12 protein-coding genes are annotated in these 12,441 nt (G+C 71.4%); 3 read left to right on the forward strand and 9 right to left on the reverse strand.

Annotated elements, in window-relative coordinates; all coding sequences use genetic code 11:
* The first annotated feature begins 77 nt into the window (after window positions 1-77).
* The gene (locus ACIF9R_RS36130) at window positions 78-551 is read left to right on the forward strand and encodes a MerR family transcriptional regulator (protein WP_399987015.1); all 474 of its coding nucleotides are present in this window, start codon (window positions 78-80) and stop codon (window positions 549-551) included.
* A gap of 409 nt (window positions 552-960) precedes the next feature.
* Here the strand turns inward: ACIF9R_RS36130 and ACIF9R_RS36135 are convergent, their stop codons facing one another.
* From ACIF9R_RS36135 to ACIF9R_RS36145, 3 genes are all read right to left on the reverse strand, one after another.
* Window positions 961-1,809: a DUF4429 domain-containing protein gene (locus tag ACIF9R_RS36135; RefSeq protein WP_399987017.1), complete on the reverse strand. Its 849-nt coding sequence runs from the start codon at window positions 1,807-1,809 to the stop codon at window positions 961-963.
* A gap of 66 nt (window positions 1,810-1,875) precedes the next feature.
* Window positions 1,876-3,093 carry an alpha/beta hydrolase gene (locus ACIF9R_RS36140; RefSeq protein WP_399987019.1) on the reverse strand — a complete coding sequence of 406 codons (1,218 nt, stop codon included), beginning with the start codon at window positions 3,091-3,093 and terminating at the stop codon, window positions 1,876-1,878.
* 54 nt (window positions 3,094-3,147) lie between these two features.
* Window positions 3,148-3,837 (reverse strand): TetR family transcriptional regulator, encoded by a 690-nt coding sequence (locus tag ACIF9R_RS36145; RefSeq protein ID WP_399987021.1) that lies wholly within the window; start codon window positions 3,835-3,837, stop codon window positions 3,148-3,150.
* Window positions 3,838-3,955: 118 nt separating this feature from the next.
* On the opposite strand from ACIF9R_RS36145, the gene ACIF9R_RS36150 reads away from it, so the two are divergent.
* Entirely contained in the window at window positions 3,956-5,575 is a 1,620-nt protein-coding gene (locus ACIF9R_RS36150; RefSeq protein ID WP_399987023.1) for a DHA2 family efflux MFS transporter permease subunit, read from the forward strand.
* Between the two features lie 242 nt (window positions 5,576-5,817).
* Window positions 5,818-6,126, forward strand: coding sequence for a small hydrophobic protein (locus ACIF9R_RS36155; RefSeq protein WP_399987025.1), 309 nt, complete (start codon window positions 5,818-5,820; stop codon window positions 6,124-6,126).
* 286 nt (window positions 6,127-6,412) lie between these two features.
* Here the strand turns inward: ACIF9R_RS36155 and ACIF9R_RS36160 are convergent, their stop codons facing one another.
* The 6 genes from ACIF9R_RS36160 to ACIF9R_RS36185 all read right to left on the reverse strand — a co-directional run.
* Entirely contained in the window at window positions 6,413-8,059 is a 1,647-nt protein-coding gene (locus tag ACIF9R_RS36160; RefSeq protein WP_399987027.1) for a dipeptide ABC transporter ATP-binding protein, read from the reverse strand.
* A complete protein-coding gene (locus tag ACIF9R_RS36165) occupies window positions 8,056-9,045 on the reverse strand; it encodes an ABC transporter permease (protein WP_399987029.1) in 990 nt (329 codons plus the stop codon). The genes ACIF9R_RS36160 and ACIF9R_RS36165 overlap by 4 nt, the downstream gene beginning before the upstream one ends.
* Window positions 9,042-10,040, reverse strand: coding sequence for an ABC transporter permease (locus tag ACIF9R_RS36170; protein ID WP_030123695.1), 999 nt, complete (start codon window positions 10,038-10,040; stop codon window positions 9,042-9,044). Before ACIF9R_RS36170 ends, ACIF9R_RS36165 begins: the two co-directional genes overlap by 4 nt.
* Before the next feature lie 2 nt (window positions 10,041-10,042).
* The gene (locus tag ACIF9R_RS36175) at window positions 10,043-11,779 is read right to left on the reverse strand and encodes an ABC transporter substrate-binding protein (protein WP_399987031.1); all 1,737 of its coding nucleotides are present in this window, start codon (window positions 11,777-11,779) and stop codon (window positions 10,043-10,045) included.
* Between the two features lie 205 nt (window positions 11,780-11,984).
* Window positions 11,985-12,080 carry an Ms4533A family Cys-rich leader peptide gene (locus tag ACIF9R_RS36180; protein ID WP_318259849.1) on the reverse strand — a complete coding sequence of 32 codons (96 nt, stop codon included), beginning with the start codon at window positions 12,078-12,080 and terminating at the stop codon, window positions 11,985-11,987.
* 90 nt (window positions 12,081-12,170) lie between these two features.
* Window positions 12,171-12,441 (reverse strand): DUF3152 domain-containing protein (locus tag ACIF9R_RS36185; RefSeq protein ID WP_399987033.1); only part of this gene is annotated, 271 nt, incomplete at its 5' end.

The following is a 12,441-nucleotide window of genomic DNA, read 5'->3' on the forward strand; positions in this document are numbered from 1 at the left end:
CCACCGCCCCCGAGCGCCGCCCATTTCCCGCCTGCGTCGCTTGCTTGGAGTGCACTCCAGCGTTCTAGCGTGGGGACATGACGGTCACCGAGACGACGGAGACAACAGGGTCCGGCGCCGACACCTGCGCCGGACCGCCGCAGGGGAACCGCCGGCCGGACGGCGAGGACACGTACACGATCAGCGAGGTCGTCGCCCTCACCGGGCTGAGCGCGCACACCCTGCGCTGGTACGAGCGCATCGGACTGATGCCGCACATCGGCCGTTCGCACACCGGTCAGCGGCGCTACAGCAACCGGGACCTCGACTGGCTCGCCCTCGTCGGCAAGCTCCGCCTGACCGGGATGCCGGTCGCGGACATGGTGCGCTACGCGGAACTGGTCCGCTCGGGCGATCACACCTACACCGAGCGTTTCGAGCTGCTCCAGCAGACCCGCGAGGACGTGCTGTCCCGGATCGCGGAACTCCAGGGCACCCTCGCCGTGCTCGACCGGAAGATCAGCTTCTACGCGGACGCGGGACGGGCCCTGGCGTCGGAGAGGACCCGTTGACGGGCTGCGCGATCACGCGCTTCGCCCTCCGGTACCCGGCTCGCGATGATCTCCACGTCGGCGCGGCACGCGAAGTGGCCCGGTCCGGCGCCGGGAGTGCCCCAGCCGGTCGGCGAACCCGGCGTGACCTGCGAGTTCCGGTCCGTTGATCGGCTGCACCACCCGGCGGGACGCCATCGGCGCGGGCGGCCCCGAGGTGGGTGTCCAGGGCCTCGGCCGCATGGGCATGAGCTTCGCCTACGGCCCCGCCCCGTTCTTCCGATCGCCGCCAAGGTGGCGGGCCCCGCTACGCAGACATGACGTTCACCTCCGCAGGCAGGGCGTGGAACAACCCCCTGGGGGCGCGGGGAACTGCGCGACCGGCCCCCCGGGGCCCGCGGCCGGAAAACAACCGGGCCGGGAAGACGGCTCACAGCTCGGACAGCAACTCCGCCTTCTTGGAGGAGAACTCCTCGTCCGTCACCAGGCCGGCCTGATGCAGCTCCCCGAGGTGCCGGATCCGCTCGGCGATGTCCGCGGGGTCACGGTGCGCACGCGCCGTGGATACCGCCGGCACCGGTGCGCAGTCGCGCACCGCCGCCAGTACCGCCGCCGCGAACGGCAGTGACTCGTGCACGGGCCCGTACCCCAGCCCGAAGACCACCGCGGCCGGATCCTGGTCCGGCTGCGCCGGCGCCGCCCCCGCGTCCCGCCGCAGCAGCCGCAGATGCCCTTCGAACACCTCGGGCGAGCGCCACTCCACCCCGCTCAGCTCACCGAGCGGGAACCGCTGGTCGCCGGCCTTCCACTTCGCCGACGACGCGCCCGTCCAGAACCACCGGAAGGACACCGCCGTACCGTCGAAGGCCGCCTTCCCGTCGTACGCCTTGAACCGCAGCGGCGCCTCGGGGGCGGCCACCAGATGACGTTCGGCGGGCCCCGACTCGGTCAGCTGCGCGCGCAGTTCGTCGGCGTAGTACTCGGCGAGCGTCTCCCGCTCGGCGGGCAGCACCAGCCGGTAGGGGTCGCTGCTCTCCTTCAACTGCCCGGCGGCCGCTTCCAGCAACGGATCCGCCCCCGGCCGGAGCTCCACGCGCAGGACCACGGTCCCGCGCCTGCCCGGTGCGAGGGTCACCCCCTGGATCGCCTCCAGCGGCACCCGGCGTTCACCGAGTGCCTGGAACAGCCTGGGTGCTCGAATCCCGCGTTCGTAACGGATGAGCACGGAGTCGGACTCGAACTCCCAGGCGGCATGAAATCCGGCCAGTACGTCACCCATGCGGCTCATCGTATGCGGCACGAGCTTCTCCGTCCCTTCCCCACGCATACCGCAGTATCTCCGCCTCTACGCGCGTCCGGTAGGGGTCGTACCGGACAAACCCGCCCGGCAGGCGTCGTCCGCGCGCGCACACGACACCGCGCGGTACGCGCCAACCCCGATCTCGGCGAAGTTCCGCACACTGTCCGTGCCCGGTACGAAGTATCCGGCGTGCCCCTTCGCCTCCCGGGCCGACAGCACCCGCGCCCCGAATCCCTTGCCTACCGGATCGGCCCCGTGGCCCAGACCGCCGAACTCCAGATGCGGCACGTCCTCGATCCAGTCGTCGGCGTCCCGCATCGCCCACACCCGCGCGGTGGTGTCCAGCTGGGAGGCCTTCTCGACCCGCATACCGGGGCTGCCGGCCACGGCGATGTCCGCCACCCGCTCCGGCAGGGTGCGCGCGGCGATCCCGCACACCACGGAGCCGTAGCTGTGGCAGAACAGCGAGACCGGCGCCCGGCCGGGCAGCCCGCGCAGCATCCCGTCCAGCCGCTCGGCGCCGTCCTCGGCCCGCATCGCGGTGGCCGCGTCCATTCCGAGCCCGCTGGGGGCGGTGTAGTCGGCCCAGGCGATCACGGCCGTACGGGTCGAGGGGTCGGCGTCGCGCTCCGCCGCGTACAGGGATCTCGCCATGCCGACGGGGGCCGAGTACCTGCGGTCGGTGCGCTGGAAGGTCAGCAGATCGGTGTCGGAACCGGGCACGACGACCGAGACCCGCTCGGCCCGCGTCAGATCACCGAAGACCTCCGCCACCCGGCCGGAGCCCGCCGGGTCGAAGGCGAGGATGTGCCGGCCCGGGCGCATCAGCGCTCCGAAACGGTCCATCCGGCGCGCGGCGAGCCGCTGGCCCGAGGCGGTGAGACGGTCGTCGTGCACGCGTTCCGACTCGATCTCGAGGGCCTCCCCCAGGGCGATGCGGTTGGCGCGGTAGCGCAGCTCGACCGGGGCGCCGTTCATGTTGCCGACCGCCAGCGCATAGTGGCGGGCGAGATACGCGTGCTGCGCGTCGGTGAGGGAGGCGAAGAACCGGGCCAGCCGCGCGGGCGCCGACTGCGGGTCCGGCAGCCGGTGGCCGGCTATCCAGCCCTCCTCCCATGCGCTGAGCGACGCCTGGAGCGGAGCGGGGTGGCGCTGGTGGCGCAGCGCAGTCCAGCCGGTGGTCGCCAGCATCACGAAGACGACGGCGAGTGCGAGCAGCGCGCGCCATACGTTCAGCTGAGGGGAGGTGTCGAAGGAAGTCACTGAAAGGACACACTAGGAGAACGGGAGTGTCTCGCGTGACCCAAGTGACCGGTATCACGTTTCGGTGCGTCGGCCCGGTGATCCGTCCGTACGCCAGTTCCCCGCGAGCGCCGGGCCCACCTGGTCGAGGCAGGTCGTCAACAGGTGCCGCATAGCGGCGACGCTGAAGTCGTCCCCGGTGGACCAGCGCCGTTCCGCCACTCTGATCACCCCGCCGAACGCGGCCGCCAGGATCCTCGGCCGGGGGTCCGTGTCCACGTCGAGCCCCTCGCGCTCGGCGATGATGCCCGCCAGCTCCTCCTCCAGCTCCGTCGCGCGCCGCAGATGGGCGGCGAGCAGCGCGGGCGTCGACTCGATCGCCCGGTAGACCCGCAGGTGCAGCTCCAGCGGGACCAGCTGCTCCACGGCCTCGTTGATGCCGTCCCAGCTGTCCAGTACGGCCCGGCGCAGCGCCTCCAGCGGCGCCTCGCCCGGCGGACGTGCGCGTACCGCGTCCCGGACGTGCGACTCCGCGAGCCGGGGGACGAAGAACGCCACCTCCTCCTTGCTGGCGAAGTAGCGGAAGAACGTGCGCTGCGAGACGTCGACGGCCGCGGCGATGTCGTCGACGGTCGTCCCCTCGTACCCCCGGGTGGCGATCAGCTCCAGTGCGGCCCGGACCAGCGCGTCCCGGGTGCGCTGCTTCTTGCGCTCCCGCAGACCCGGCCGCGGCAGCGCGTCCACGGCGGTCCCGACCGTCTCCATCGCTCCTCCTCGAACTGTTTGTCCAGTTCAGGCTATCGGTGAGTGGCGTGTCAGTTACCGATGTGTGAACCAGCGAATCGGTTTGTCAACTGTCAGTCGCTGACATTAGCCTCGGCGCATGACTAGTCAGACCACCATCGACAAGGCGGGCGCGGGGGACGGGCCTCCGGCCGCCCCGGCGGACGCGACACCGGGCAAGGGGCTGCGCGGGCACCCCTGGTTCACCCTTGTGACCGTCGCCGTGGGGGTCATGATGGTGGCCCTGGACGGCACCATCGTGGCCATCGCGAACCCGGCCATCGCCAGCGACCTGGGCGCCACCTTCGCCGAGGTCCAGTGGATCACCAACGCGTACTTCCTCGCCCTCGCGGTCTCCCTGATCACGGCCGGCAAGCTCGGTGACCGTTTCGGGCACCGGCAGACGTTCCTGATCGGCGTGGTCGGCTTCGCCGCCGCCTCGGGGGCCATCGGCCTGTCCGACAGCATTGCGCTCGTCATCGTCTTCCGTGTCTTCCAGGGCCTGTTCGGCGCCCTGCTGATGCCGGCCGCGCTCGGTCTGCTGCGGGCCACGTTCCCGGCCGAGAAGCTCAACATGGCGATCGGCATCTGGGGCATGGTCATCGGTGCCTCCACCGCGGGCGGCCCGATCCTCGGCGGGGTCCTCGTCGAGCACGTCAACTGGCAGTCGGTGTTCTTCATCAACGTGCCGGTCGGCATCCTCGCCCTCGCCCTCGGCGCGTGGATCCTGCTCGACCACCGCGCGGAGAACGCCCCGCGCTCCTTCGACCTGCTCGGCATAGCCCTGCTGTCCACCGCGATGTTCTGCCTCGTCTGGGCGCTGATCAAGGCCCCGGAGTGGGGCTGGGGCGGCCTCCAGACCTGGTTGTTCATCGTCGGTTCGGTCGTCGGTTTCGCGCTCTTCGCCTTCTGGGAGACGAGGGTCAGGGAGCCGCTGATCCCCCTGGCACTGTTCCGCTCCATTCCGCTGTCCGCGGGTGTCGTTCTGATGGTCCTGATGGCCATCGCCTTCATGGGCGGACTGTTCTTCGTCACCTTCTACCTGCAGAACGTGCACGGTCTGAGCCCGGTGGACGCGGGTCTGCACCTGCTGCCCCTCACCGGCATGATGATCGTCGGATCCCCGCTCGCCGGAGTGATGATCACCAAGGTCGGGCCGCGTATCCCGCTGGCGTTCGGCATGGCCTGCACGGCGCTGGCCATGTACGGGATGTCGACGCTGGACAAGGGCACGGGCAGCGCCGTGATGTCGCTCTGGTTCGCCCTGCTCGGTCTCGGCCTCGCGCCCGTCATGGTGGGTGCCACCGAGGTCATCGTGGGCAACGCGCCGCTCGAACTGTCCGGCGTCGCCGGTGGTCTGCAGCAGGCCGCCATGCAGGTCGGCGGCAGCCTCGGCACCGCCGTGCTCGGCGCCGTGATGGCCTCCAAGGTGAGCAGCGATCTGGCGGGCAACTGGGCGAAGGCCGGTCTGCCGCCGCTCACTCCGGAGCAGGCCGACCTGGCCTCCGAGGCCGTCCAGGTCGGTGTGGCACCGGTGGCCAAGGGCACCCCGCCGGAGATCGCCGCGAAGATCACCGACGTCGCGCACGACACGTTCCTCTCCGGTATGAGCCTGGCGTCCCTGGTCGCCGCCGGAGTCGCCGTCGTGGCGATCTTCGTCGCGTTCCTCACCAAGCGCGGTGAGAACGCGGACGCCGGCGCCGGCGTCGGTCACATCTGACGGACCGTTCCCCGACCCGGGTTCGCTCATCAGGGTGAACCGCCGCGGTGACCCCTCCCCAGGGGAGGGCACCGCAGGTCACATTGGGTCAAGTCCTCCGCAGGACATGGAGGATGCCGACTGCTGCGCGCGCCGCTGGAGGGGGGCGGCGCGCGGGCAGCGGCCGGCCTGCCGGGCGTACGGGGTGAATGCACCGCGAAAGCGGGGGAACCCGCCATGTCAACGAACCCTCAAGGGAGTTGATGATGGCGAGCTTCGGACACGGAACGCGCAGGCACCCCCGCACACGTGGCCGGACGGGGTCACGGTCCGGGATGGACAGCGCGACGCTCGGGATCATCGGACTCATCTGCGCGGTCGCCGGATTCTTCGTGCTGGGGATCATCCTCGGCCCGGTGGCGATCGTCTGCGGATGGCTCGCGATGGGCCGCAGCTGGGCGGGCCCCCGCCCGGTACCGGCCCTGGTCGCCGTGGTCCTGGGTGCCATCGACACGCTCCTGGCCATCATCTTCCTGGCCGGGGCGACGGGCTCGGGCTACGGCATGTTCTGACCCGGAGTCATTCATGGGTGAGCCCCCGGCACTTTGCCGGGGGCTCACCCATGCGCCCCGCGCACGCCACGGACCGAGCAGGACGAAGCGCGGGCGACCGCGCGGCCCGGGGATCGCGGCACGCGTGTCCCGTGCCGCACGGCGGGAGGGGGCGCCGGCGAGTCGCCGGCGCCCGTGGGGGGGCGCCGGGGGGTGCCCCCCCCCACCACCGAAAGGGGTGAACCGGCGTAACTTTCCCGCGCAAGTCGCGTTCTGTTGCGACAATGGGGCGTTCGGTTACGTTGAGTCAGGCTACGGCCAGCTCCGAACGCGCCGCACGGCGCGCGGCGGCGCGCGCGGGGTCGAGCGTGGGCACCGCCGCCAGGAGCTGTTTCGTGTACGCGTCCTGGGGCGATCCGTAGACCTCGTCGACCGCGCCCTGCTCGACGATCCGGCCCTGCCGCATCACCGCGACGCGGTCGCTGACCTGCCTCACCACGGCCAGGTCGTGGGCGATGAAGACGAGTCCGATGCCGAGCTCGCGCTGGAGCTCGCCGAGGAGCGCGATCACCTGGGCCTGGGTCGTGACGTCGAGCGCGGAGACCGGCTCGTCGCACACGATCAGCTTCGGGTCGGCGGCGAGCACGCGCGCGATGCCGATCCGCTGACGCTGCCCCCCGCTGAACTCGTGCGGATAGCGCTCGTAACGGCCGGCGTCGAGACCGACCCGTTCCAGCAGTCCGCTCACCCGGTCCCGGATCCGGGTCTCGTCGGTCTCACCGGCGGCACGGAGCGGGTCGGCCACGGACTCGCCGACGGAGCGCCGCGGGTTGAGTGAGGCGACGGGGTCCTGGAAGACCATCTGGAGCTCGCGGCGGAACGGGCGGAAGGCCTTCTCCGGCAGCGAGCCGATCTCCCTGCCGCCGTACCGGAGCCGGCCGCCCGTCGGGTCGTCGAGCCGTACGAGCATGCGGCCGAGCGTCGTCTTGCCACTGCCGCTCTCCCCCACGATGCCGAGGGTCTCGCCGGCGTGGACGGTGAGCGAGACGTCGTCCACGGCGGTGACGCGGGAGGAACCACGGCCGAACTCGCGCCGGAGGCCGAGGGCTTCGAGGAGCGGTCCGGTCTCCGGCGCGGCGGCCCGCGGGCCGGGGACGGGGCCCGCCGGCCGCCGCGCGTCGACCCGGGGCACCGAGGCCAGGAGCTCCCGGGTGTACGGCTGCCGGGGCGCGCCCAGCACCTCGACGGCCGGCCCCCGCTCCACGGCCCGGCCGTGCTGCATGACCAGGACCTCGTCCACGCTCTCCGCGGCGACACCCACGTCGTGGGTGACCAGCAGCAGCGCCGTTCCGGTCTCGCGGCGCAGGTCGTGCAGCAGGTCCAGGATCTGCGCCTGCACGGTGACGTCGAGGGCGGTGGTCGGCTCGTCGGCCACGATCAGCCGGGGTTCGCAGGCCAGGGCCATCGCGATGAGGGCGCGCTGGCGCATCCCGCCGGAGAACTCGTGGGGCCGGGACCGGGACCGGCGGACCGCGTCCGGGATGCCGACCCGGTCCAGGACCTCCACGGCCCGGGCGCGGGCCGCCTTGCGGGAGACGCGGTGGTGCACCCGGTGGACCTCGGCGATCTGGTCGCCCACCGGGTAGTACGGGTCGAGCGAGGAGAGCGGGTCCTGGAAGACCATCGCCGCCTTCGCCCCCCGCAGGGCGCGCAGCTCCGCCTCGTCCGCGGCGCCGACGTCCGTACCGGCGACGCGGACGGTCCCGGTGACCCGGGCGCCCGTGCCCCGGTGCAGTCCGAGCAGCGCGGAGGCCGAGGCGCTCTTGCCGGAGCCGGACTCCCCGACCACACCGAGGGCGGCGCCCGCCTCCAGCGTGAAGGAGAGCCCGTCCACGGCCCGGACGTCGCCGAAGTCGACGGTCAGGTCCTCGACCTGGACCAGCGGTGTTGTCATGACAGGACCACCCGTCGGTCGGCCAGCGCGTACAGCACGTCCGCGAGGGCATTGGCGAGCACCACGAAGAAGCCGGTCACCAGCACCATGCCGACGACGACGGGCAGGTCGACGACCTTGACCGCGTGCACGAGTTCGCGTCCGAGCCCCGGGATCCCGAAGAGGGACTCGGTCAGGACCGCACCGCCGAACATGCTGCCGAAGTCGAGGGCGCTGAGCGCGATGACGGGCGCCACCGCGCCGCGCAGCGCGTGGCGCCCGATCACGGCCCGCTCGCCGACGCCGTACGCGCGGAAGGTGCGTACGTGGTCCTCGGCGAGCGTCTCCAGCATGGAGCTCCTGGTCAGACGGGCGTACTTGGCGGACTCGATGAGGGCCAGGGACACCCAGGGCAGCAGCAGCCCCCAGGCCCACTGCTCCGGGTCCTCGGTGAAGGGCACGTAGGTGGGCGACGGCAGCCACTGGAGCGTGGAGCAGAAGACGATGATGAGGAGCAGGCCGATCACGAAGACGGGGGTCGCCGTGCCGGCCAGGGTCAGCCAGGTCAGCAGCCGCTCGGTGATCCGGCCGCGCCGCCAGACGGACAGCACGCCCGTGCCGACGCCGAGCAGGATCCAGCACACGAACGCCCCGACGACGAGCGAGCCGGTCACCGGCAGCTTGGTGAGGATCAGCCGCATCACCTGCTGGTCGCTCTGGTACGAGACCCCGAGGCAGGGCGCGGAGCAGTGGTCCACCCCCGTGCCGGTGGAGAAGTCCCGCCCCGCGACGATGCCCTGGAGGAAGTGCCCGTACTGCGTGTACACGGGGTCGTCGAGCCGGAGCTGTTCGGTCACCTGGGCGACCTGGGCGGGTGAGCAGCGCGGACCGCACGCGATCTGGGCGACGTCGCCCGGGGCCACGTAGAAGACCGCGTACAGGATGACGGTCAGGGAGAGGAGCACGAAGACGGCTCCGCCGAGCCGTCGCAGCAGGAAACCGGTCACGACGCCTGCTCCTTCGTACGTCCCTCACGGCCCGTGCCGATGCTCAGCCGGGACGCGGCCCTGGGGTCGAGCGCCGTGCGGACGCCCTCGCCGAGGACGGTCAGGGAGAGCACGGTGACGAAGAGCAGCCCGGCCGGCAGCAGGAGATAGGTGGGCGCCGACTGGTACCAGGTGTCGGCCTCGGTGAGCATCTGCCCCCAGGACGGGGTGGGCGGTTTGATGCCGACGCCGAGGAAGGACAGAGCCGCCTCGACGGTGATGTTGACGGGGAAGAGCAGCGCGGCGTACGTGATGACGGGCGCGGCCAGCGAGGGCAGCAGTTCGCGCCGGGCGATGCTCCACCGCCCGCGCCCACTGAGCCGGGCCGCCGAGACGAAGTCGAGCGTCTTCAGGGCGAGCGCCTGGGCACGCACGATCTTCGAGGTGCCCGCCCAGTTGATGCCGCCGATGACCAGCGCGATCAGGACGGGCCGGGGGAAGGAGGGCGGTACGACGGCGAGCAGCCCCAGGGCGATGACCATGAGCGGCAGGGCGACGTTGATGTCGGTGATGCGGCTGAGGACCTGGTCGAGCCGCCGGTTGCCGAGGGCCGCGGCGAGTCCCACCACCACGCCGATGGTGACCTGGAGGAGGGTCGCGGCGACGGCCACGCCCAGCGAGACCCGGGCCCCGTGGACGATGCGGGCGAAGAGGTCGCGGCCGGTCTGCGGTTCGACGCCGAGCCAGTGGTCGGCGCCGATGCCGCCGAAGGAGCCGCGGGGGACCCCGCCGGCCGCCGAGTCGACGAGTTCGGGGTGGAAGGTGTCGGGGTCCTGGCCGGCCAGCGCGGCGAGCAGGGGCGCGGCGAGCGCCGCCAGGAAGAGCAGGAGGACCACGGCCGCCGCGGCGGTGGCCGCGCGCTGTGCGCGCAGCCTCCGCCAGAACTGCCGGGCCCCCGAGGCGGGGGCGGCGAGGGGCGCCGCTCCCGCCTCCTGGACCAGAAGTGCTTCGGACATGGTTACTTGACCGCGGCCTGGGAGATGTCGAGAACGCCGGTCCAGTCACTGATGACCACGTTCTTGACGTCCTGGCCGAAGAGCCGCTTGTAGACCGGGTGGAAGAGCGGCACCGTCAGTGCCTGCTCGCCGATCTTCTTGTCGAGCGCGCCCCAGCGTGCGGCGGCGGCCTTCAGGTCGGTGAGCTTGTTGATCTCGTCGATCTCCTTGTTGACCGCGGCGTCGTCCAGGAAGGCCGTGTTGAAGTTGGCCCCGTCCTTCACGATCTGGCGGCCGTCGAAGATCGGTGCGAGGAACGGGCCGCCGGAGGGCCAGTCGGCACCCCAGTGCGCGAGGAAGAAGCCCGGCTCCTTGGACGCGCTGTGGATGGTGTCGGAGTAGTCGTTGCTCTCCAGGCCCTTGAGCTCGACGGTGATGCCGGCCTTCTTGAGGGCGGCCTGGAGCGCCGTGGCGATCTCCGGGCTGGTCTCGAAGTCCTTGTCGTTGGAGTGCGTGAGGGTGACCTTCAGACCCTTGGGGTGACCGGCCTCCTTCAGCAGCTCCCTGGCCTTGGCGGCGTTGCCGGTCTCACCCGCCGGGAAGTGGTCGTAGGGCGTGTAGCCGAAGGACTTCTGGTTCGGCAGGTAGGTGGTGGCGGGCTCCGCCAGCGAGGAGCCGCCGGCCGCGTTGATCACGGAGGAGCGGTCGACGGCGTAGGAGATCGCCTGGCGCACCTTCGGGTCGTCGAACGGCTTCACCTTGGGGTTGAAGGCGATGTAGTTCGTGTAGCCGAAGTGGCCGGTGCCGACGCGGGCGGCGAGCTTCTTGTCGCCGGAGACCTTGGCGAGTTCGGCCGGGCCGAGGTTGGTGTCGGTGGTCACGGCGGCGGCGTCGGCTCCCTGCGAGGCGGAGAGGCGCTGGTTGATGACGGCGGAGTCGAGACCGGAGCGCACGTCGATCTTGTCCGGATAGGCCTTGCGCTCCTCGTCGGTGGCGGCCGACCAGTGCGGGTTGCGCTCCAGGACGAGCCGCTCGCCGTCGTTCTCGTTCGACACGACCTTGTACGGGCCCGAGGAGACCGGGTGCTCCTCGTACGTGGTGCCGGTGTCCTTGCCCTTCGGGACCGGGGTCGTCTGGGTCTGGGTGGCGAGGTAGGGGAACTCGCCCTCGGGCTTGTTCAGGTGGAAGACGATGGTCCGGTCGTCCGGGACCTCGATGGAGTCGAGGCCCTTCTTGTCCTTGTACGGGCCCTGGTAGTCGGCCCCGCCGATCAGCCAGTCCCGCAGATAGGGGGCGCCGCCGGAGAGTTCGGGGGCGAAGGACCGCTCGATGCCGTACTTGATGTCGGCCGTGGTGATCGCGGTGCCGTCCTCGTACTTGAGGCCCTCCTTGAGGGTGTACGTCCAGACCGTGGCGTCCGCGTTGGGCTTGCCCAGGTCGGTGGCCAGATCGGGGACGACCTGGGCGCCCGCCTCGCCGTTCTCGCGGTTGCGGGTGGTGAGCGTGCGGAACACCAGGGAGGGGACGTTGCCGCCGCCGGAGGTGTAGAGCCGCGCCGGGTCGAAGTCCTCCTGCGGGTTGCTGTTGAGGACCGTGAGGGTGCCGCCCTTCTGCGGCTTTCCCGAGGCTCCGGAGCCGGCGCCGTCGCCCCCGCCGTCGTTGCTCTGGGGGCCTGCGCAGGCCGCGAGGCCGGCGACCAGGGCGAGACTGACAGCGGCGGTGGTGGCCACACGGCGCGATATGACGGACGGCTGACTCATCGGAAGATGACCTCTCGGTGTACTGCGGCAGGGTGAGGAGACAGGTCCGCACGGGCGCAGCAGGTCCTGCCCGGTGGGGAGGGGAGGAACCGGAGGAACCGAACTGCCGCGCCTGCGGACGGAGTACGCCCGGGCGCGGCAGAGGAAGGCCGAGGAGCCGGAGAAGGGCTCCTCAGGGGGTGGCCGACGCGCGCTCGAGCAGGCGTCAGCGACAGAGAATGTCGGCTACGCAGTGCCCGGCCACGCCGAGGAGCGCCAGCTCAAGGGCGGCGCGCTCGGAGGATTCGGGGCTGCGTGACATGCGGAGAAATATGAACGACGCCCTCCCCTGATGTCAACGCGTGATGAGACACCCGTCCCACGATGCGGACATCCCGGGGATGGGGCCCCCTCAACGACCCGGGTGGACCCAGGGGTTGGGGCGGCACTTGACGCCGTCCAGGTCCAGGGTCTTGGTCTGCTGCTGCATCACGGGCGCCAGGGCGCCGGGCGTGCGGCAGCTGACGTGGTTGTGGCCCAGCCGGTGGCCGACCTCGTGGTTGATCAGCATCTGACGGTAGGCCAGCAGCTTGTCCGGCCCGAAGGTCGAGGCACCCTGCGCCCAGCGGTACGCGTTGATCATCACGCGGTCAGTGGCTGCCGCGTCGCAGGAGACGTTGTCC

This window comes from Streptomyces sp. NPDC086080, from assembly GCF_044540255.1.
Classification (GTDB): Bacteria; Actinomycetota; Actinomycetes; order Streptomycetales; family Streptomycetaceae; genus Streptomyces.